Below are 21,653 nucleotides of genomic sequence, written 5' to 3' on the forward strand. Positions count from 1 at the left end.
TTCACTCCAGCACATTTCCTTGATCATTGATCACTTGCCCTTCAAACGCATTGACGAAATAGTCTTCCTTCCGATTGACAACGATATGCCAAGTTGGAGTCAACACTTGGGATGCAGTAAATTGAACAAGCCCGTAATAGCCAAGCTCCACTTTTGTGACGCGGTCGCCCGGCTGCAAATGCCCTTTTCGGTACAACGTCTCAATGGCTTTAATCGCCGGGACGATATCTTGCTTCCGCTCGTACTTTTCCAAGTCGCTGAGCATCGTCTGTTCATACGACAGCGCTTCCCGTCTCCCGTTGACATGGATGACGAGCTTGCTGTTTTCATTGCCGTAAATCATCTTGCCGTCATACACTTGGTAGCAGGTCAAGATTCCTTGTTTTTCATCAAACGACCAAAAGGCATATTGCCCGCCGCCGATGATGTAGCGCTGCAAAAACTCACGCAGCTGGTATGGATCGTCAATCGGCAGAGCAACCGGATCGATGAACGTCCCTTTGACTTTCGTTTCTCCTTCGATTTTCACTTTTTGCCCGGGCAGCTTTTTTACATCCGCCATGGTGAATGAGCGGCTTTTGCCGCTGACATACGCCGCTTTCGTCACTTCTTTAGGCAGATCCACATACGTAATGCCGTTCGCCTCAAGCTGCTCTTCAATCGTCGTTTCCAAAATGACATCGAGCTGGCTGCTGTTTCGTTTTTCCATAAACTGATAGCCTAAAAAGCAGTCGAGGATGAGGAACACGATAATAAAAATCGTCTTCGTTTTACTCCAGTCCATTTGTTCCCCCTCCTCCCGCCTCATCGCCCATGTTTACCTTTTTCCACGTTTGTCCGTACAAGTAGAACCATGCCGGTTCAAGGCGGATGACTTTTTCCCGCTCCGGATCTTTGATGAGCTCATAGCCGATGGCGATATCTTTGATGAGCGATTTGCGAACGCCTTTCGTCTGTTCGAACCAGTTGACGACCTCATGGCCGGACGGCAGCGTTTTTGGTGTGCGGTTGCGATCCGCGATTTCAAGGCGGAAGAGCGGACGCTGGTATTTCATCAAATCGGACGCTCCCCACGTCTCCACGATTTCTGACATGCCGTATTCATTAAAGACTGGATAGCCGTTGACGACAAGCCGGAACGTGACTTTTCGATCCTCCTCGCTCCAGCGGGCGAAATGATACAGATCCGTCCAACCGCCATGCTCATTGACGAAATCAATGCTTTTTTGGATGATATGGGTTTCTTGCTCTGTTTGTCCCATATTCGAGACGCGCGCCGCTGGATTCACATACAGCAGCATCCGTTGAAGAAAATCGACGTCCATCAGCCGCGAACCGTCTGTATATTCTTCGCCAAACGGAATCAAATCTTTTTTGACAAAGCTTGGATCGCTAAAGAGCGCTTCTTTAAACTTGTCTGCGTCCAGCTCGTCGGTATAATATTGCAGACTGCTGAGCACCACTTCTTTTTCCGGCAAATACAGCTGATTCGTTTCGCTGACCGGATAAGCGAAATAACGCGGAAAATGGCTCGCTTCTTTCGCCAGCCGGCCGATCGCCGATAAGGAGGCATCGCTGGCAACCGCTTTGTAAATTTTGCGCTTGTCGGTCGCGATGAAGTAGATGGGGAACTCGTCCTTCCCGCCGAGCGGGACGAGCAGGCGGTCAAACGCCAAGCCGTCGAGCCCCCTGTCATCGATCGTGAAAATCAATCGGTATATGTCGATCGGCACCTCATCGGGGTAAATGATCTCAAGCCGCTCTTTGCCATTTAAAAACGATAAAAACTTCCCTTGCGGAACAGAAGACGAAACATCTTCGAAATCGTCAAGCGTCCATCTTCTCATTTCTTTCAGCACTTCATTTTTCTCTTCGTCTTTCGTCACAGCATAGGGGACGCCGTTTTTATGAATGAGAATCTGCTTTGGCTGCACGACCATCGCTGTATCCACTTGCGTATTGCTCACGGAGACGTGTTGAATGTATTCGTCGTTTTGCAACACGTCGTATTTCGGATGATATGTCCATAAGGCAAACGTTAAGGTAATGCTGATGAGCACAAGCAACGTCAACACGATGGTTTTGATCGTTTCATACATCGCACCAGTCATCCTTTTGCTCGCGTTCTAGCGGCAGCGTAAAATAAATCGTCGTTCCTTTATGCTCCTTGCTTTCCGCCCAAATGGTCCCACCATGGGCGACGACGACTTCTTTGGCAATAGCCAGCCCAAGCCCCGTGCCGCCCAATTTGCGCGATCGCGCCTTATCGACCCGGTAAAACCGTTCGAAAATTTTTGCCAAGTCGGCTTTCGGGATGCCGACTCCTTCGTCGCTGACGCTGACGATAATTTCATCAGCCAATTCACGGACGCGAAACGTAATCGTCCCGCCTTGAGGGGAGTATTTCAACGCATTAGAAATAATGTTGTCCAACACTTGCGTAATTTTGTCTTCATCCACCTCAATAAAAATCGCCTCGCGCGGAATTTTGCGGACAAATCGGATGTTGTCGCTTTTCGTTAACTCAAATCGGTCAATGACTTTATGGAAATAAGCTGAAAAGTTGATCCACGTTTTCTTCAGTTTGTAGTCTTTGCTGTCAAGTTTGGACAAATGGAGCAAGTCGTTGACGAGCCGAATCATTCGCTCGGTTTCATTTTGCACAACTTGAATGAACCTAGGGGCGATGTCTTTATCTTGCCAAGCGCCGTCACCGAGCGCTTCCAAGTAGCTTTTCATCGTCGTCAGCGGCGTGCGCAATTCATGCGAAACATTGGCGACGAACTGCCGCCGCTCGCGGTCGATTTTTTCCTGTTCGGTAATGTCGTGCAAAACGACGATCAACCCGTTGACAAATCCGCCCTCTTTTTGAATCACCGACAACGACGCGCGCAAAATATATAGTTCCTCATCCGTGCTGAAATCTAAAATGAGCGAATCGCGCTCCTCAAGCAGCGTTTCAAACGTATACTGGTCGGCAATGCCAAGCACGTCGACGATCGAACTCGACAGCACTGTTTCACGTGAAACATTCAAAATGTTTAACGCTGCATCGTTAATGAGAATGACGCGCCCGCGACGGTCGGTCGCAATGACGCCATCAGTCATATGCGTCAAGACGGACTCGAGCTTGCGCCGTTCCCCTTCCGTCGTCGCCTGCGCTTCCTGCAGTTTTTTGGTCAGGTTATTGAACGTCATCGCCAATTGGCCAATTTCATCATAGCCGTACACTTTGACCTTGCGTGAGAAATCTCCCCTCGTCATCGCCAGCGCTTGCCGGCGCATATCGGAAATCGGCCGGGTGATCGTGCGCGACAAAAAAATGCCGAGCACGGCGGTAATGGCGAGAGCGATCCCCGTCCCGGTCGCCAAAATCATATTGATTTGCCGCATTTGCGAAAAGACGTTTTCCATCGAGGCGATGACGTAAATGACACCTTTGATTTCGCCGCTCGTTTTGATCGGAGTCGACGAAATGTACATGCGATGGCCTGTTTTCGAATCGAGCAGCATCCGGTCGACGATTTCGCCGGTGACGAGGGAACGTTTTACATAAATCTCGGTCGTCCGCTTTCCGACGATGTTTTGCATATACGGATTGGATGTCGCAAGCACTTTCCCTTTCTCATCGATGACGCGCACTTCGGAAATGTCTTGGGAAACGAAATCATGAAGAAGCGAACGGATGTCTTCTTCCAATGTCGGGCTTTTTTCATCGCGCTCCCGATTCATCGCCTGCTCGACGTTATAGGCGAGCAAGGTCACCCGTTCGTTTAATGAGTTTTTAAAGTTCTGCACAAGCTCCGTTTCCAGCTTGCGAACGAAGTACACGCCGATGATTTGCATGGCGACGAGAATCAGTAATACATAAATGATGACAAACTTAAAATGAATCGAACGGAATGGACCTACTTTTTTCATGCTGACTCATGACTCCTGTTCTGGATTGCGCAAGTAATAGCCGACGCCTCGCCTTGTGACGATCCAATTCGGGTGGGAAGGGTTGTCCTCAATTTTTTCACGCAGACGCCTTACCGTCACGTCAACGGTGCGCACATCTCCATAATAGTCGTAGCCCCAAACGGTTTGCAGCAAATGCTCGCGCGTCATCACTTGGCCAATGTGCTTCGCCAAATAATGAAGCAGCTCAAATTCGCGGTGGGTCAGTTCAATCGTTTCGCCGCGCTTTTGCACAATATACGCGTCCGGACGGATGACGAGCGGGCCAATGACAATTTCATTTGTTTCGTTTTCTCCTTCTTCTTGGTTGGCCGTTTGCGCATGGCGGCGCAAGTTTGCCTTCACCCGCGCCAGGAGCTCGCGCGTGCTGAACGGCTTTGTCACATAATCGTCCGCACCAAGCTCCAACCCAAGCACTTTATCAATCTCGGAATCTTTCGCTGTCAGCATAATGATCGGCATATCATACTTTTTCCGCACTTCACGGCATACTTCCATGCCATCTTTTAACGGCAACATAATATCCAATAAAATCAAGTCCGGCATCGTTTCTTCAACTTTTTGCAGCGCTTCTTCGCCGTCGTAGGCGCAAATGACTTCATATCCTTCTTTTTGCAAATTAAATTGCAAAATATCGGCAATCGGTTTTTCATCATCAACGACTAAAATGCGTTTTTCCATCTCGCTCACATCCTTCCTTTTGCGATGGAATCCTATCATTACTAATTTACCATGTTATGAACATGAAATCATCCTTTGCCGATTGCCATTTTGAGGAGCCGATCAAAGAAAAAAGCATAGACGCGCGCGCATCTATGCCTGTCGTTTGCATTGTTTATACGCTGCCTGCCACCGTCCACTGTTGCCGCTTACGCGTAGACGCTGCGGACGACGTTCGTTTGCGAACGGTCCGGTCCGACGGAGAAAATCGAAAGAGGGATGCCGGTGAGCTGGGAAATGCGCTCGACGTAATGGCGGGCGTTCGCCGGCAGCTCGTCTAGACTTTTCACCCCGGTGATATCTTCCGTCCAGCCAGGAAGTTCTTCATAGATCGGCTCGCATTCGGCCAACACTTTCAAGCTGGCTGGAAATTCTTCGAGCACTTGGCCGCGGTAGCGATAGGCGACGCAAATTTTCAACGTTTCAATGCCGGTCAACACGTCGATCGAGTTAAGCGACAAGTCCGTAATGCCGCTCACCCGGCGGGCATGACGGACAACAACACTGTCAAACCAACCGACGCGGCGCGGACGGCCAGTCGTCGTCCCATACTCGCGGCCGACTTCGCGAATGCGGTCGCCGATTTCATCGTGCAGCTCTGTCGGGAACGGCCCGTCGCCGACGCGCGTCGTATAGGCTTTCGCCACCCCGACGACATGCTTGATTTTCGTCGGCCCGACACCGGCGCCGATCGTTACCCCGCCAGCGACTGGATTCGACGACGTGACAAACGGATACGTTCCTTGGTCAATGTCAAGCATGACGCCTTGCGCTCCTTCGAACAAGACGCGGCGCCCTTCATCGAGCGCATTGTTCAATACGACCGATGTGTCGCAGACGTATCTGGCGATTTGCTGGCCGTACTCGTAATACTCCTCAAAAATGTCCTCCAACCGGAAGCCTTCGACCCCGTACACTTTTTCAAGCAACGTATTTTTCTCCCTCAAGTTGCGCTCCAGCTTTTCGGCAAACACGTCGCGGTCAAGCAAATCAACAATGCGGATGCCGATGCGCGCCGCCTTGTCCATGTACGCCGGCCCAATTCCTTTTTTCGTCGTGCCGATTTTGTTTGCCCCTTTCCGCTCTTCCTCAAGCTCGTCCAATTTCAAATGATACGGCAAAATGACATGAGCGCGGTTGCTGATGCGCAAATTATCAGTCGAAATGCCGCGCTCGTGCAAATACGAAAGCTCCGCAACGAGCGCCTTCGGATCGACGACCATCCCATTGCCGATGACGCAAATTTTATCTTTATAAAAAATGCCCGATGGGATCAAGTGCAGCTTATACTTTTCTCCGTTGAACACGATCGTGTGTCCAGCGTTGTTTCCTCCTTGATACCGGGCAATCACTTCCGCATTTTCCGATAAAAAATCCGTAATTTTCCCTTTCCCTTCATCGCCCCATTGCGTGCCGACAACAACGACTGACGACATGGCGAGCACCTCCAGTTTCCTCGGTCTAAACATTGTCAGTGTACCAGTTTTCCGGCACAAAGTCAACGAAACACGAACATTTTAAACAAATACAAACCTTTTCATTCGCTTATCAAGCAAAAGGAAGACGCCCGCTGACGCCAGCGCGAGCCATTTTACGCTCCCGGCGGAATTTGCGCCTCATCGAAACGGCGCTCTAAGTTGACGAATTTATTGTACTCTTTAATAAAGGCGAGCTGCACCGTCCCGACCGGGCCGTTCCGCTGTTTGGCGATAATGATTTCGATGATGTTTTTGTTCTCGGAATCTTTGTTGTAGTAGTCGTCGCGATACAAAAAGGCGACGATATCAGCGTCTTGCTCAATGCTCCCCGATTCGCGAAGATCGGACATCATCGGCCGCTTGTCCTGGCGTTGCTCAACGCTGCGCGACAGCTGTGACAAAGCGATGACCGGCACTTCGAGCTCGCGGGCGAGCGCCTTTAACGAACGGGAGATTTCCGACACTTCCTGCTGGCGGTTTTCCCGGTTGCGCCCACTTCCTTGAATGAGCTGCAAATAATCGATCACCACCATGCCGAGGCCGCTTTCCTGTTTCAAGCGGCGGCATTTGGCGCGAATGTCGCTGACGCGGATGCTCGGCGTATCGTCAATATAAATGCCGGCGTTTGATAAACTGCCCATCGCCATCGTCAGCTTGCCCCAATCTTCCGGCGTCAGCTTGCCAGTGCGCAAGTTTTGGGCGTTGATGTTGCCTTCGGCGCAAAGCATCCGCATCACAAGCTGCTGGGCGCTCATTTCCAAGCTGAAAATCGCGACATTTTCGTTCGTCTTCGTCGCCACATTTTGGGCGATGTTTAATGCGAATGCCGTCTTCCCGACCGATGGCCGGGCGGCGACGATAATCAAGTCGCTGCGCTGAAATCCGGACGTCATCCGGTCGAGTTCAGTGAATCCGGTCGGGATGCCGGTGATGTCCCCGTTCCGGTTATGGAGCATTTCAATGTTGTCATACGTCTGTACGAGAACATCTTTAATATTTTTAAAGGCGCCTGAATGTTTCCGTTGGGAAACCTCCATAATTTTCCGTTCCGCTTCATCGAGCAAAACGTCAATTTCATCTTCCCTTGTATAGCCATCTTGGGCAATCGATGTCGCCGTGCGAATGAGGCGGCGAAGCAATGATTTTTCTTCAACAATGCGGGCGTAGTATTCGACGTTGGCCGCTGTCGGCACAGAATCAGCAAGCTCGCTTAAGTAGGAGACACCGCCCACTTCCTCCAGCTGCTCCAAAGCGGCCAGTTCCGCCGTCACCGTCACTAAATCGACCGGCTCGCCTTTATCAGCGACGCGAAGCATGGCGTGGAAAATTTTTTGATGGGCCGCGCGGTAGAAGTCTTCGGGAATTAATCGTTCCGAGGCGAGCGTCAGCGCAGTGGGATCCAAAAACACAGCGCCAAGCACGGCCTGCTCGGCTTCAATGCTTTGCGGAGGAATTCGTTCTGAAAAAAGTTCGCTCATCGTCTCACCGCCTTTTCCCCCGTTTCATTTCCGTCGATAATGCCCCCGCCATAGCGGGCGGGGGCATCGTCGCTACCGTTATTTTTGTTCCTTGACGTGCACTTTTAAGGTCGCTGTCACTTCCGGATGGAGCTTCACCGGCACATTCGTATATCCGAGGGAGCGAATGGCATCAGCAAGCTCGATTTTCCGTTTGTCAAGCTTCAAGCCGTGCTGGGCCTGAAGCGCCTCAGCGATTTGCTTGCTCGTGATCGAGCCAAACAAACGGCCTCCCTCGCCCGCTTTCGCCGGAATTTCCACCGTCAGCTTCTCGAGCTCTTCTTTCAGTTTTTTCGCATTGGCCAATTCTTCCGCCGCTTGGCGCTGCTCTTTTTGTTTTTGCGCCTCGAGCGCTTTGATGTTCGCCGGCGTCGCTTCAATGGCGAGCCCTTGTTTGAACAAAAAGTTGTTTGCGTAACCGTCGGCGACGTCTTTGATTTCCCCTTTTTTCCCTTTTCCTTTCACATCTTTTAAAAAAATGACTTTCATGATGGCTTCCCCCCCTCGAAATAGTCATGAATGGCTTCACGCAGCTGCCGCTCCGCCTCTTCCACCGTCACTTCGGACAATTGGGCGGCGGCGTTTGTCAAATGTCCGCCTCCACCAAGCCGTTCCATAATGACTTGCACGTTGACATCGCCGAGCGAGCGGGCGCTGATGCCGACCGTCCCGTCGGACCGCTTGGAAATGACGAACGAAGCAACGACGCTGCTTAAAGTGAGAAGCGTATCGGCCGTTTGCGCAATCAACACTTGGTCGTGCACCTCGTTCTCGCCGCCTTTGGCGATGGCGATGCCATGCTCATCGATCACCGCCCGTTCGATCAATTTCGCCCGTTTGACGTAGTTGGCGATGCTTTCCCGCAGCAATTTTTGCACAAGCACCGTATCCGCTCCTTGGGCGCGCAAGTATGACGCGGCGTCGAACGTCCGCGAGCCGGTGCGGAGCGTAAAGCTTTTCGTGTCGACGACGATGCCGGCAAGCAGGGCGGTCGCTTCGAGCATCGTCAGCTTCATCCGTTTCGGTTGGTACTCTAACAGCTCGGTGACGAGTTCCGATGTCGAAGAAGCATAAGGCTCCATATAGACGAGAATCGGCGCCTCAATGAACTCTTCGCCGCGGCGATGGTGATCAATGACGACGATATGGTCGGTGCGATACAATAGCCGCTCTTCAATGACGAGCGACGGACGATGCGTATCGACGACGATCAAAAGCGTATCCTCGGTGACGAGCTCAAGCGCCTGCTCCGGTTTTAGGCATCTTGACCATAATTCAGCATGTTTTTTCATTTCCTCAAGCAACCGTTGCGCCCCGGCATCCGTTTTGGCCGGATCGACGACGATAAACCCTTCCTTTTGGTTCGATTGGACGACTTTTAAAACGCCGATCGCCGCTCCCATGGCGTCCATATCGGGATATTTATGGCCCATGATGAGCACTTTGTCGCTTCCTGCAATCAGTTCGCGAAGCGCATGGGAAATAACGCGGGCGCGGACGCGCGTCCGCTTTTCCATCGGGTTCGTTTTGCCGCCGTAAAACTTCACTTTTCCATTTCCTTGCTTAATCGCGACTTGATCGCCCCCGCGCCCCAACGCTAAGTCCAAGCTTGATTGGGCGAGCGCCCCGAGCTCCGGGAGCTGGGACACGCCGGCGCCGATGCCGATGCTCAGCGTCAGCTGGGCATGATGTTTTGCCGTCTGCTCTCGCACTTCGTCGAGAATGGAAAATTTGCTTTTCTCGAGCCGCCCAAGAATATGTTCGTTCAATACGGCAATAAATCGGTCGGATGACGTCCGCTTTAAAAAAATGCCATAGTCGTTCGCCCACCGGTTCAACACGGAAGTGACGAGGCTGTTTAGTTGGCTTTTTGCCTGATCGTCCATCCCTTGCGTAATTTCATCATAATTGTCAAGAAAAATAATGGCGAGCACCAGCCGTTCCGCTTCATACTGCCGCTTCAATTCCAAATGCTCAGTAACATCAAAAAAGTAAAGAAGCCGTTCAGGGCGGCGAATGACCACTTTCAGCTGCTTTCCGTTCAATTCGACGATCTCTTCGTCCGTTTTTCCCCTTTTCACAAAAGCGGCCAACGATTCGGAAAGCTCGGCGAGAGAGCGGCCGACAAGCGTCTGTTCCTTAAAGCAGGCGGCCAAAAAACGGTTCGACCACTCGATTTCTCCCCCTTCATCGATGAGCATAATGCCGATCGGCATTTGCATCAACGCTTCCTCGCCTACTTTTTTCACCCGGTGCGACAAATTGGAAATATAGTGCTCCAACTCTTTATGCAAGGAGCGTTGCGCCCCAATGACATAATAAAGCACAAACCCGACGCCAAGAAGGGCGACGAGGCCAAGCAGCCATTGGAAGTAAAACAAGCCGATCGCCATAAGCACCGCCAAGGCGGCTAACGCATATAACGGATAGCGATACGCTTTCCTTTCATAAAAATGGGACATTCAAGTCAGCTCCTACACTGAAGAAATGACTCGCCTGATCCAATTATCATATGCGGCGGCGCAAATCAAATCCTAAATCAATTATACCGAATATCGCCACAAGATAAAGTAGAAAAGGCAGGAATAAGCAAACAACCGTCCCTGCCGCCACCACACCTTTGCCAACCCCTTTTTTGTAAGCGGCGTAGTAAAGAAACGAAAATCCTTGCACGATCATCGCCAGCTGCAACACATACGATAAGTTCAACACGGCGATATAGGCAAACGATCCTTCTTTGAACGGGAACAAGGAGAGAAGGAGCACGAAGACATACAACCACAATACAGTTTTCGGCCACATAAGCTCGCGAAACGGCGGCCATGAACCGACCGGCAGCTTCAGCCTCTTCATCACCGGCAGCGAGACGATGATCGTCGCGTACGCCAGCGCAAACGAAGCGATGACAAACAGCGTCGGAACCATATAGCCGATCAGCTTCAGCCCTTGTTCGAACTGCCTTTGCATCTCCAAAGGCGGCGCTTGTCCCATTCCCTTCATTAGATTCATTGCCGTGTCAAACGATTCTCGCACGAGCGCAAGCGTATCTTTGATCATATCGACGTGCAAAAATTGAATCGAGATGATGTAATCAAGCACGATATTCGCCAAAAATACAAGCGCGCCGACAAGAAGAACAAGATAACGGTTTTTCTGTTTCGAAAGCATCGCGCCGACTGCCATGCCGACGGTGCCGAACATAAGCGCCATCGGCAGCGACAAAAGCGAGCCGATCAAACCGGAGATGACAAGGGCCGCCGCCAGCAGCAACATAGCTGGAATCCACCCATGGCGCATCGTAAACACCATAAACGGAAGCGCTAAAAACAAAGCGGCGACAATCCCAATGACCGGCGCGTACAGCGCAAGCAAAAACAAAACAGCAAACAGCGCGAGCTCAATCGCCGCTTCGGTGAGGGCGTGCGTTTTTCGCAATGGACGTTCCCCTTTCTTTGTTTTTTTGGTGATTTGACCTCCTTCCCCACTTTCACTCTGCTTGGGAGTCGGAGTCCGCTCAGTCAGAGGAGATAAAAAAAGCAGTAAGGATCCCCCCTTACTGCTTGCTTTCGGCTCACTCGTCCGCAACGTACGGCAGAAGCGCCATTTGGCGCGCGCGTTTGATCGCGACCGTTAATTTGCGCTGATATTTCGCGCTCGTTCCCGTTACACGGCGCGGCAAAATTTTGCCGCGTTCAGAAATGAACTTTTTCAGCAAATCGACATCTTTGTAGTCGATATGCGTAATGTTGTTCGCCGTGAAGTAACATACTTTGCGGCGTTTGCCGCGGCCGCCTTTCCGTCCTGCCATGCTGTTTCCTCCTTTCCGTTGCCATCGTTTCCTCATCGGTGGAATGGCCCGCTGCCTGCGCGTTGTTTAGAGACAGGGGCTTCAAGCGACTTGTTTATTAAAACGGCAAATCATCATCAGAAATATCGATCGGCTGGCCGTCATTGGCGAAAGGATCGTCATCGATGCGGCCAAACCCTTTTTCGTTCGGATATTGGTGGTTCTGATCTTGCCCGAATGGGAATGGATCCCCATAGTAGCCGCCTGCTGTTGCCCCTCGCTGCTCGCTCGTTCCTTTCGGCTCAAGAAATTGGACGCTATCAGCCACCACTTCCGTCACGTACACGCGCCGACCTTCTTGATTTTCATAGCTGCGGGTTTGCAGTCGGCCATCGACACCAGCCAAGCTCCCCTTTTTCAAAAAGTTGGCGACGTTTTCCGCCTGGCGGCGCCAAACGACACATTGAATAAAATCCGTTTCCCGCTCGCCCTGCTGATTTGTAAACGGACGGTTGACCGCGAGCGTAAACGTGGCAACAGCCACTCCGCTTGGAGTGTAACGCAACTCCGGATCTCTCGTTAACCTGCCGACCAAAATGACGCGGTTAATCATCAGAACCACCTCTTAATCATGTCGAAAAGATTATTCTTCTTCTTTGACGACGATATGACGGATGATGTCTTCGCTGATGCGCGCTAAGCGGTCGAATTCTTGCACCGCTTTCGGCTCCGATACGACATTGACGATCATGTAATAGCCGTCGCGGTATTTTTGAATTTCATAGGCTAAGCGGCGCTTGCCCCAATCCGTCACGTTCGTAATCTCCGCGCCGTTTTCTTTCAACACGTTGTTGAACCGTTCCACGAGAGCTTGTCTCGCTTCATCGTCCATGTTCGGGCGGATGATGTACATGATTTCGTACTTTCTCACGCTCGTCACCTCCTTTTGGTCTAAGCGGCCCTTCCATTCGAAGAGCAAGGAGCAATCACCATTACTCACATTTGTTGATTATACCATGACCGACAACGATAAGCAAGGCAGTTTGCCGCATTCCGTCGGCGCAAACATCTTCCATCCGTATGACCAAGCCAAAAACGGCCCCACGCCGTGACCTGCTGCATCCGCCCTGCCCTCGAACCAATGGTTACACGTTGAACCGGAAATGCATAATGTCGCCGTCTTGCACTTCGTAGTCTTTTCCCTCCAAGCGCACTTTTCCGGCTTCGCGCGCCGCCGCCATCGATCCAGCCGCGACAAGGTCATCGTACGACACCGTTTCCGCGCGAATAAACCCTCGCTCAAAGTCGGAATGGATGATGCCGGCGCATTGCGGCGCTTTCATCCCTTTGCGGAACGTCCACGCCCGCACCTCCTGCTCGCCGGCGGTGAAAAACGTCGCCAATCCGAGCAAGCTGTAAGCGGCGCGGATAAGCTGGTCAAGGCCGGACTGCTCGATGCCGAGCTCCTGTAAAAATTGCCGTTTTTCCTCATCGCTGAACTCAGCGATTTCCTCTTCGATTTTGGCGCAGACAACAATGACTTCAGCGTTGTCGCGCTTGGCAAACTCGCGCACGTCCTTGACAAACGGATTGCCGCTAGAGTCAGCGATATCTTCCTCGCCGACATTGGCGACGTAAAGCATCGGCTTTATCGTCAACAAATGCAGCTGCTTGACGACTTTCATCTCTTCATCAGTGAACTCGAGTGTGCGCGCCGGCTTGCCGGCTTCGAGCGTCTCCTTCAACCGCCGCAAAATGTCGTATTCAAACGCCGCCTCTTTATCCTTTTGCTTGGCGATTTTGCCGACCCGTTCGATTCGTTTGTCAATCGTTTCTAAATCAGCCAACACGAGCTCCAAATTGATCGTTTCGATATCGGCAAGCGGGTCGACTTTGCCCGCCACGTGGGTGATGTTTTCATCACTGAAGCAGCGGACGACTTGGCAAATTGCATCGACTTGGCGGATGTGAGACAAAAACTTGTTGCCAAGCCCCTCTCCTTTGCTCGCCCCTTTGACGATGCCCGCGATATCGGTAAATTCAAAAACAGTCGGCACCGTCCGCTTCGGCCGAAACATTTCCGTCAATACATCGAGCCGCTCATCGGGCACTTCGACGACACCGACGTTCGGCTCAATTGTGCAAAACGGATAGTTGGCTGACTCAGCACCTGCTTTTGTAATGGCGTTAAACAGCGTCGATTTGCCGACGTTCGGCAATCCGACGATTCCTGCTGTCAATCCCATTCGTTCCACTCCTCTTTCCCGTTCACATCTTTCCTCATTATATGGGCTGGCGCAGAAAATGACAAGCGCGCCGCAAGCGGGGAATGTTTCCTCTCCCACCCGCTTCAAAAAAGCGGAAGTTTGCGCCCTTTTCCCAACACTTGGATGACAAAATCATCTTTTCGGATCAACAGCCTCAAACCGCATTTTGTCGTCGACAATATCTTTTTTCTACTGATCCGAAGCAACTGTGAACCGCTTACTTTGCTTCCGACGTGACTTTTTCAATATTGACCAAACAGTCATACAGCGTGCTGCCGCAGCCGTTATCCGACTCCAAATCGGACGTGAGGACGTTGACCGGCCCGCCGAACACTCCCCATTGTCCTTCGTCAATGTTGATCGTGCCTGGGTAGGCGCCATCAAGCATCTTGACCGTTCCCACGAGCGATCCACGGTCGTTGTAAACAAGCGCCCGGTCGCCATCGGCAAGACCTTTTGCCGCAGCAACATCAGCCGCTACCTCAATGCGGACTGTCTGAAGCGCTGGGATGAGCGGATAATGTTGCGAATGATTCGAACGGAGCGGATGGATCGTCAACAGCCGATACGGATATTTGGCGGCTAGTGCCGGATTGGACTCCTCCGATTCGGCCGGATACATGATTTGCAGCCGGCCGTCCATCCCTTTTTGCTTGGCGATGGTTGACGTAAATTCGTATTTTCCGCTTGGCGTTTGAAACCGGCGGTCGCGCCATGGCACCGGTTCGACAGGCAAAAGGACGCGGTGTTCTGTTTTCAATCGCTTCAGCGTAATGCCGTGATGCTCCAACGGCCGGAGCGCCATCGCAAGAAACTGCTCACGCGTATAGGCAAAATCATCCCCAAACCCGAGCCTTTTTGCCAGCTCCGTCCAAATCCACAAGTCCGGCTTCGCCTCACCCGGCGGGTCGACAAGCTTCGGCCCGTAGTTCAAATACGCATGGTACATCGATGAACAATAGACGTCTTCCTCTTCAAACGAAGCCGCTACTGGCAAAACATAATCAGCCATTGCAGCCGTATCGGTCATGAACTGCTCAAACACAACCACCGTTTCAACGGAAGCGAACGCTTTTTTCATCAAGTTCGTGTTCGGCACTTGAGCGAGCGGGTTGCCGCACGTGACGATCACCATGCCGATCGGTGGATCATTCGCCCGCAATATCTCTTCTCCCTGCTTCATCATCGTCCATGTGCGCGATGCCGTTTTCCGCTCTGGGAGCGTCAATGCGGCTTTATCAAAACACTCGCCCACCTGCAAGTTGCCAAAATTCGCCCCTCCACCCGGAATGCCAACGTTGCCGCTTGCGGCGACAAGGGCATCGATCCATCGGATTGTATTGCCGCCGTTCGCATAGCGTTGCATGCCAAGGCCAAGATACGTTGCGGTCGGCCGGTCCCCGTAAAGCCGGGCCAGCTCCGTCATTTGATCGCGGCTAACACCGGTATGCCGCTCAATCTCCGCCAACGAAATTGTCTGCAATAGTTGTTTGACATCATCAAACCCAATTGTGTGTTGCTTGATAAAGGCCCGGTCCTCCAACCCGAGTCGAAGCAGCTCTTTCATAATGCCCATCGCCAAAAAAGCGTCCATTCCCGGCTTGATGCATACGTACTGATCGGCGATGCGCGCCGTCGGGCCAAACAGCGGATCGATGACCACAATGGTCGCCCCGCGTTTTTTCGCGGCAAGCAACCGCTCGAATAAATGCATGTTCGTGCGGGCGACGTTTCGCCCCCAAATGACGATGTGGCGGCTGTTGTCGATATCTTCTGGCGCATGGCTGTAGGCGTTGCCAAAATCCCATGTCTGCGCCTCAATGCCCGCGCCCCAGCAAAGGCTGCCGATAAGCTCTGTTGCCCCACCATAACAATTAAAAAAACGGCGGTCCAGGTTTTTCAGCAGCCCGTTGTTGGCGTAATCATGGCTGTGAAGCACGGCTGTCGGCCCAAATTGTTCTTTCAACTTCCGCATTTTCCCGGCGATGTCATCAAGCGCCTCTTCCCAAGAAATGCGAACGAACTGCCCGTTTACTTTTTTCAACGGATAGAGAAGGCGTTCTTTGGCGTTTACCCGCTCTTTCAACATCCGCCCGCGTCCGCAAATGTTCCCTTTCGTGATGGGATGGTGTTCGTCGCCGTCAACCCGTACGACTTTCCCCTCGTTCACCGTCACCTTCAGCCCGCATACGTCCCAGCAGTTGAGCGGACATGATGTTACATGCGTCGTTCCCGTCATTTTCTCCCTCCCCTTCGCAACAAAAGAGCATGGCCTCGCCACCATGCTTCATTTGCTTATTCTTCATGCTTGACGAGCACTTTTTTCATTTTGCGGATAAACTCTTTGCGCGGCAACAAAACGCTATGGGCGCACCCTTCGCATTTAATGCGGATGTCAGCGCCCAAGCGGATCACTTTCCAACGATTCGTTCCACATGGGTGCGGCTTTTTCATTTCGACGATATCGTATAGGCCGAACTGTTTCTCTTCCATCAATCCACCTCCCTATGACAACGATTGCTCCCGTTGCGGCTTTGCCTCCGGCTGCTCTTGTCCGTCGCGGCGATGCAGCACAAGCCGCGGGTATGGGGTTTCGATTCCACGTTCGTCCAACAGCAACTTCACTTCCTTGCGGATCGCCCGAGCGACCGCCAGATGGCGCATCGGCTTCGTTTCGCACGTGATGCGCAATACGACTTCTGAGCTGGCTAAATTTTGCACGCCAAGCAATTCCGGCGGGGCGACCATGTCTTCATACTTCGCCGGCAGCTGCGGAAGAAGCTCGCGGATGGCTTTCTCCGCCTCTTCAATGTCTTCTTCATAGGCGATGCTGACGTCAACGACAGCGAGGCTGTTGTGCAGTGAATAGTTCGTCACTTGAGTGATGCTGCCGTTTGGCAAAATGTGCACTTCCCCGGTCCAACTTTTAATTTTCGTCACCCGAAGCCCAATCGTTTCAACATACCCTTCAAAATTGCCGATGCGCACATAATCGCCGACCGCAAACTGGTCTTCAAAAATGATGAAAAATCCAGTGATGATGTCTTTCACTAAGCTTTGTGCGCCAAAACCCACGGCCAGCCCGACGACCCCAGCCCCGGCGAGCAGCGCTTTGACGGGAACGCCAAACGTATCTAAAATCATCAAGAGCGCAATAAAATATAGTACGTACGTAATGACGTTGTCGAGCAGCCGAACGAGCGTCGCCTCCCGCCGTTCGGAAATGCGGATCGGCGCCTTCTGTCGCACTTTGAACATGTTATGAACGGCAATTTTCAACACTTTCACCGCAATGGCGCATATGAGTAGGATAAGAACAATCTTCAGCGTCCCTTTTCCGATCTGGAGCCACAATTTCTCATCTATCAAAAATGCGAACAATCGGCTCATCGTTTTTTCCATCGTGTTCAACGTTGGCGACACCTCAATCTTTTTTCTTGTTCTGCGCTTTTATTTTAACAAGACCGGCCGCTGATTTGTAGCCCGATATCCCGTTATCGCGAAGAAAAGGCAAGAAAACGAACAATGAAATGTATATCATTCTTTTATTTTCCGTATACTGTTAATACTTTTGAAACGAAAGTAGGAGTGAAACGAATGAGCATACCATCGATATTTTTCTCGTCCAAGGAGGAAAGGGACCGCGTGTTTTACGATGAGCAAGGGGCGGTGTCGTCGATCGCTTGGCGGGTCGCCTCACTGCTTCCCGACCCGCTCGTTCAGCCGATCGCTATCGTTTGCATCGGCACAGACCGCTCGACCGGCGATTCGCTTGGACCGCTCGTCGGCACGATGCTCAAAGAGAAGCCGTTGGCTCGCTTCCACGTGTACGGAACACTCGAAGAACCAATCCATGCCGTTAATTTGGAAGAAAAGGTAGAAGCCATTCGACTAATTCATAACGATCCGTTCATGATCGCGGTCGATGCCTGCCTCGGGCGGCTGAAAAGCGTCGGCGCCATCACGATTGCCAAAGGACCGGTCCGCCCTGGGGCTGGGGTCAACAAACAGCTCCTTCCCGTCGGCGACGCCCATATTACTGGGGTTGTCAATGTCAGCGGGTTTATGGAGTTTTTCGTCCTGCAAAATACGCGCCTCCATCTTGTCATGAATATGGCGAAAACGATCGCCAATGGCATTTACGAAGCAGAGCGGTTCATCCTCCGAAAAGAGCGGCTCGCTGCCCCTCCGCTCTCAACAGACCGGCATTCATTATGGTAGGCAGCAAATCCCCCTCTTGGTCAGCTGTTCAAGGAGGGGATTTCTTTTCTGTCCGGCCAAAACAACCGGTCGTTAAACGAGTGAAAGAATGAAAACGGCGGCTGCCGTAATGAGAATGCTCGGCAGCAAATTGGCCACGCGAATGTTCGTCAACATGATGTCCAACCCTCTCTTGCAAAAAAATAAACCGGCCTTGATCAAAGGGCCGACTTACTCGTCGAACCGCACATCGAGCAGTTCTAATATTCTCTCTAAATCTTCCGGAGAAAAAAACTCAATTTCAATTTTTCCTCTTTTCCTCGTTTGTTTAATCGTGACGTTCGTCCCGAATTTTTCGCGCAGCAACGATTCGCTTTCCCGAATAAACACGCTTTTTTCCGGCGGTTTCCGCTTCGATGTTTCACGTGAAACATTTTCGTTCGCTTGTTGGATCAGTTTTTCAAGCTGGCGGACGTTCAACCCTTCGCGAATCGTCCGTTCCACGATCGATTTCATTTTGCTTTTTTGTTTCAGCCCTAAAAGCGCGCGGCCATGTCCCATCGAAAGTGTGCCGTCAATGAGCAGCTTTTGCACATCTGAAGGGAGGGACAACAAACGCAAATGATTAGCGATGTGCGGACGGCTCTTCCCAACACGGCTCGCGACTTCCTCCTGGGTTAAGTGCAGCTTGTCCATCAACATTTTGTACGCCATCGCTTCCTCGATCGGGTTCAAATCCTCGCGCTGCAAGTTTTCAAGAAGGGCGAACTCCATCATTTGCTCATCAGTCAACTCGCGCACCACGACCGGCACTGACGGCAAATTCGCCTCTTTGGCCGCCCGGTAGCGGCGTTCGCCAACGACGATTTCAAATCCGTTCGGTACACGGCGGACGATGAGCGGCTGCAAAATGCCGTGCTGCAAAATCGATTGCTTCAACTCCTCAATCGCCTCAGGCTGAAACGTTTTCCGCGGCTGGTACGGGTTTGGATGAAGGTCGTGAATGCTTACTTCCCGCACCGTTTCCTCTTTCCCATTAAGTTCATTGAGAGAAAGGTTGTCAAACAGCGCACTGATGCCTTTGCCGAGACCTTTAGCCACGTTCAAGCACCTCCTTCGCCAGTTCCAAATACACTTCCGCCCCCCGCGATTTCACGTCGTACAAAATGATCGGCTTGCCATGGCTTGGCGCCTCACTCAGCCGCACGTTTCGCGGGATGATCGTCTGGTACACCTTTTCGCGGAAATACTTTTTGACTTCTTGAATGACCTGCAAGCCTAGATTCGTCCTTGCATCAAGCATCGTCAACAGAACGCCTTCGAGGCGCAAATCATAGTTTAAGTGCCGCTGCACAAGCCGGATCGTGTTAAGCAGCTGGCTGAGCCCTTCTAACGCATAATATTCGCATTGGACAGGGATGAGCACAGAATTGGCCGCTGTCAACGCGTTGAGCGTCAGCAAGCCGAGCGAAGGAGGACAGTCGATAATAATGAAGTCGTATTTGTCTTTCAGCGGCTCGATCGCGTTTCTCAGCCGGATTTCGCGGGAAATGACCGAGACGAGCTCAATTTCTGCGCCGGCGAGCTGGATCGTCGCTGGAATGACGTATAAATTTTCGATGTCCGTCGGTCGAATGACATCTTTTGCTTTCATGTCGCCAATGATGACATTGTAGATGCATTCGTCGACATCGCCTCGCTCAATGCCGATGCCGCTCGTCGCATTTCCTTGCGGATCGGCGTCAACAAGCAGCACTTTTTTTCCAAGATGCGCCAAACAGGCCGATAAATTGACCGCCGTCGTCGTTTTTCCAACTCCGCCTTTTTGGTTTGCAATAGCAATGACTTTTCCCACGATGCCACCTACCTCTATCTCTTCCTCAATCCATTTTATTTTAGCACGAAAACAGGAAAATGACTTTGTTTTCTGAAAGAAAAAACCCCATCAGCAGTGCTTGATGAGGCAAAAGGTGACTTTCGTTATTTTTTCGCGATTCGAATCGTAATTTGATAGTAGTCATCGAATTCTTCTTCTTCAGATTGGACGGACACCCCGCTGCTTTCGACCATGGAAAGCGACTGGCGGATCGTGTTGACGGCGATGCGCATATCGCGGCTGAACGCCTTTCGCTTCGGTTTTGGCTTCCGTTCCCCCGCCTCGAGCAGCTTTAACACCCGATCTTCCGTCTGCTTGACATTCAACTGTTTGTCGATGATTTCTTGCAGCAGTTTCAGCTGTTTTTCTTTATCTTTCAAGGCAATCAACGCGCGCGCATGACGTTCCGTAATCGCCCGTTGCAAGAGCGCCTCTTGCACCTCTTGCGGGAGTTTCAGCAGACGCAGCTTATTGGCGATCGTCGACTGTCCTTTGCCGAGCCGCTGAGCGAGCGCTTCTTGCGTCAAATCATGGAGCTCGATCAATTTGGCGTACGCCATCGCCTCTTCAATCGGCGTCAACTCTTCGCGCTGTAAGTTTTCAATGAGGGCGACGGAGGCGGTTTCTTTGTCATTTAAGTTTTTGATGATCGCGGGGATTTCCGTCCAGCCAAGCTTTTGCACCGCTCTCCATCTCCGCTCGCCGGCGATGATTTCAAACCGTCCGTTCCCGCATTCGCGGACGACGATCGGCTGGATGATGCCGTGCGTGCGGATCGTCAGCGCCAACTCGTCGATCTTCTCTTCATCAAACATCGTGCGCGGCTGAAAGCGGTTCGGAATAATGCTTTTGACTGGAATGTGGCGAACTTCCTCCCGCTCTTGCTTTTCCTCCATTTCTTCCTGTTCTTTTTCTCCAAAGCTGAACAAGCGCGAAAATGGATGTTTCATCCCCCTACACCACCTTTGGACATACTTGGCCAAAATGTCTCTGTCTCGCCCGGCATACGCCGCCTTACGGTCGGTTTTTTGGCGCGGGACGAAGGCGGGGAGCGAAACAGCTTGTTTCTCTCTTTCAGTCGGCAAAGCCCTCCCCCGCCCGCAAAGACGCTACTGAATCGGTTGTTTGTTCGGCGTTCCCGGTTTGCGCGGGTATTGGTTCGGCGTTTTTCTCATTTTTTGGATGAAAATGATCGTTCGTTCGCCTTCGTCAAACGGCAACGTGAACGTTTCCGTCGCCGTCACTTCTCCGCCAAGCACAGAAATCGCCTTGTTTCCCTCTTTCAGCTCCTCGGGCGCCGAAGCAGCTTTCATCGCAATGAATGTCCCGCCCATTTTCACGAGCGGAAGGCAAAGTTCGACAAGCACTGGCATGCGCGCCACCGCTCTGGCCGTGACGACGTCAAATGATTCGCGCATCCCCTTTTGACGGGCGAACGTCTCAGCGCGTTCGTGGTAAAGCGCCACGTCCGCAAGCCCGAGCTCGGTGATCAGATGCTCTAAAAAACGGATGCGTTTTTGCAGCGAATCAACGATGGAAACGCGCAAATGCGGAAAACAAATTTTGAGCGGAAGGCTCGGAAATCCCGCCCCGGATCCGACGTCGCAAAGCGCAAGCGGCGCTGAAAAGTCGTAGTAAAAAGCCGGGGACACCGAGTCGAAAAAGTGCTTGACATAGACGCCGAGCTTGTCCGTAATAGCGGTCAAATTCATTTTCTCGTTCCACTCAACGAGCAGTTCGTAATAGCGCTCAAACTGCGCAAGCGCCCGGGAAGAGAGGAGAATTCCCCTCTCTTCGAGCATGGTTTGAAATTGTGTCGCCTCCATAAGCCAATCCTTTCCCTCATTG

The 21,653-nt window shown here is 51.8% G+C and carries 21 protein-coding genes; 1 reads left to right on the forward strand and 20 read right to left on the reverse strand.

From position 1 onward, the window contains the following. Nucleotide 1: 1 nt before the first annotated feature. The 16 genes from GYMC52_RS17795 to GYMC52_RS17870 all read right to left on the reverse strand — a co-directional run bounded on the left by GYMC52_RS17795 (nucleotide 2) and on the right by GYMC52_RS17870 (nucleotide 17,140). Complete coding sequence (locus GYMC52_RS17795; RefSeq protein ID WP_013146696.1) at nucleotides 2-784, reverse strand: two-component system regulatory protein YycI; 783 nt, start codon at nucleotides 782-784, stop codon at nucleotides 2-4. Continuing rightward, entirely contained in the window at nucleotides 771-2,099 is a 1,329-nt protein-coding gene (locus GYMC52_RS17800; RefSeq protein ID WP_013524876.1) for a YycH family regulatory protein, read from the reverse strand. The genes GYMC52_RS17795 and GYMC52_RS17800 overlap by 14 nt, the downstream gene beginning before the upstream one ends. Further along, the gene (gene walK / locus GYMC52_RS17805) at nucleotides 2,092-3,921 is read right to left on the reverse strand and encodes a cell wall metabolism sensor histidine kinase WalK (RefSeq protein WP_013524877.1); all 1,830 of its coding nucleotides are present in this window, start codon (nucleotides 3,919-3,921) and stop codon (nucleotides 2,092-2,094) included. Before walK ends, GYMC52_RS17800 begins: the two co-directional genes overlap by 8 nt. Before the next feature lie 6 nt (nucleotides 3,922-3,927). Next, a complete protein-coding gene (gene yycF / locus GYMC52_RS17810; protein ID WP_013524878.1) occupies nucleotides 3,928-4,641 on the reverse strand; it encodes a response regulator YycF in 714 nt (237 codons plus the stop codon). Between the two features lie 188 nt (nucleotides 4,642-4,829). Beyond that, nucleotides 4,830-6,116 carry an adenylosuccinate synthase gene (locus tag GYMC52_RS17815; RefSeq protein ID WP_013524879.1) on the reverse strand — a complete coding sequence of 429 codons (1,287 nt, stop codon included), beginning with the start codon at nucleotides 6,114-6,116 and terminating at the stop codon, nucleotides 4,830-4,832. Nucleotides 6,117-6,271: 155 nt separating this feature from the next. Continuing rightward, complete coding sequence (gene dnaB, locus GYMC52_RS17820; RefSeq protein ID WP_011232940.1) at nucleotides 6,272-7,636, reverse strand: replicative DNA helicase; 1,365 nt, start codon at nucleotides 7,634-7,636, stop codon at nucleotides 6,272-6,274. 78 nt (nucleotides 7,637-7,714) lie between these two features. Continuing rightward, a complete protein-coding gene (rplI, locus tag GYMC52_RS17825; RefSeq protein ID WP_011232941.1) occupies nucleotides 7,715-8,164 on the reverse strand; it encodes a 50S ribosomal protein L9 in 450 nt (149 codons plus the stop codon). Then, on the reverse strand, nucleotides 8,161-10,137 hold the full coding sequence (locus GYMC52_RS17830; protein ID WP_013146700.1) for a DHH family phosphoesterase: 1,977 nt from the start codon (nucleotides 10,135-10,137) through the stop codon (nucleotides 8,161-8,163). Before GYMC52_RS17830 ends, rplI begins: the two co-directional genes overlap by 4 nt. A 46-nt stretch (nucleotides 10,138-10,183) precedes the next feature. Next, nucleotides 10,184-11,110 carry a YybS family protein gene (locus GYMC52_RS17835; RefSeq protein ID WP_013524880.1) on the reverse strand — a complete coding sequence of 309 codons (927 nt, stop codon included), beginning with the start codon at nucleotides 11,108-11,110 and terminating at the stop codon, nucleotides 10,184-10,186. Between the two features lie 136 nt (nucleotides 11,111-11,246). Next, nucleotides 11,247-11,483 carry a 30S ribosomal protein S18 gene (gene rpsR / locus GYMC52_RS17840; protein ID WP_008880812.1) on the reverse strand — a complete coding sequence of 79 codons (237 nt, stop codon included), beginning with the start codon at nucleotides 11,481-11,483 and terminating at the stop codon, nucleotides 11,247-11,249. Nucleotides 11,484-11,580: 97 nt separating this feature from the next. After that, nucleotides 11,581-12,075, reverse strand: coding sequence for a single-stranded DNA-binding protein (gene ssb, locus GYMC52_RS17845; RefSeq protein WP_011232944.1), 495 nt, complete (start codon nucleotides 12,073-12,075; stop codon nucleotides 11,581-11,583). Between the two features lie 30 nt (nucleotides 12,076-12,105). Next, nucleotides 12,106-12,393 carry a 30S ribosomal protein S6 gene (gene rpsF, locus GYMC52_RS17850; protein ID WP_011232945.1) on the reverse strand — a complete coding sequence of 96 codons (288 nt, stop codon included), beginning with the start codon at nucleotides 12,391-12,393 and terminating at the stop codon, nucleotides 12,106-12,108. Between the two features lie 214 nt (nucleotides 12,394-12,607). Next, nucleotides 12,608-13,708 carry a redox-regulated ATPase YchF gene (gene ychF, locus GYMC52_RS17855; protein ID WP_013524881.1) on the reverse strand — a complete coding sequence of 367 codons (1,101 nt, stop codon included), beginning with the start codon at nucleotides 13,706-13,708 and terminating at the stop codon, nucleotides 12,608-12,610. 238 nt (nucleotides 13,709-13,946) lie between these two features. Next, entirely contained in the window at nucleotides 13,947-15,968 is a 2,022-nt protein-coding gene (locus tag GYMC52_RS17860) for a molybdopterin-dependent oxidoreductase (RefSeq protein ID WP_013524882.1), read from the reverse strand. 56 nt (nucleotides 15,969-16,024) lie between these two features. Then, a complete protein-coding gene (locus GYMC52_RS17865; RefSeq protein WP_011232948.1) occupies nucleotides 16,025-16,222 on the reverse strand; it encodes a DUF951 domain-containing protein in 198 nt (65 codons plus the stop codon). Nucleotides 16,223-16,234: 12 nt separating this feature from the next. Beyond that, a complete protein-coding gene (locus GYMC52_RS17870; protein WP_013524883.1) occupies nucleotides 16,235-17,140 on the reverse strand; it encodes a mechanosensitive ion channel family protein in 906 nt (301 codons plus the stop codon). A 186-nt stretch (nucleotides 17,141-17,326) separates the two neighbouring features. Between GYMC52_RS17870 and yyaC the strand changes: the two genes are divergently transcribed. Continuing rightward, nucleotides 17,327-17,950, forward strand: coding sequence for a spore protease YyaC (gene yyaC, locus GYMC52_RS17875; protein ID WP_013524884.1), 624 nt, complete (start codon nucleotides 17,327-17,329; stop codon nucleotides 17,948-17,950). A gap of 210 nt (nucleotides 17,951-18,160) precedes the next feature. On the opposite strand, the gene GYMC52_RS17880 is transcribed toward yyaC, so the two are convergent. The 4 genes from GYMC52_RS17880 to rsmG all read right to left on the reverse strand — a co-directional run bounded on the left by GYMC52_RS17880 (nucleotide 18,161) and on the right by rsmG (nucleotide 21,631). Next, the gene (locus tag GYMC52_RS17880; RefSeq protein WP_011232952.1) at nucleotides 18,161-19,030 is read right to left on the reverse strand and encodes a ParB/RepB/Spo0J family partition protein; all 870 of its coding nucleotides are present in this window, start codon (nucleotides 19,028-19,030) and stop codon (nucleotides 18,161-18,163) included. Then, nucleotides 19,023-19,784, reverse strand: coding sequence for a ParA family protein (locus GYMC52_RS17885; protein WP_011232953.1), 762 nt, complete (start codon nucleotides 19,782-19,784; stop codon nucleotides 19,023-19,025). The genes GYMC52_RS17880 and GYMC52_RS17885 overlap by 8 nt, the downstream gene beginning before the upstream one ends. A gap of 125 nt (nucleotides 19,785-19,909) precedes the next feature. Further along, complete coding sequence (gene noc / locus GYMC52_RS17890) at nucleotides 19,910-20,755, reverse strand: nucleoid occlusion protein (protein ID WP_011232954.1); 846 nt, start codon at nucleotides 20,753-20,755, stop codon at nucleotides 19,910-19,912. Nucleotides 20,756-20,914: 159 nt separating this feature from the next. Continuing rightward, nucleotides 20,915-21,631 (reverse strand): 16S rRNA (guanine(527)-N(7))-methyltransferase RsmG, encoded by a 717-nt coding sequence (gene rsmG, locus GYMC52_RS17895; RefSeq protein WP_013524885.1) that lies wholly within the window; start codon nucleotides 21,629-21,631, stop codon nucleotides 20,915-20,917. Nucleotides 21,632-21,653 lie beyond the last annotated feature (22 nt).

This window comes from Geobacillus sp. Y412MC52, from assembly GCF_000174795.2.
Lineage (GTDB): Bacteria > Bacillota > Bacilli > Bacillales > Anoxybacillaceae > Geobacillus > Geobacillus thermoleovorans.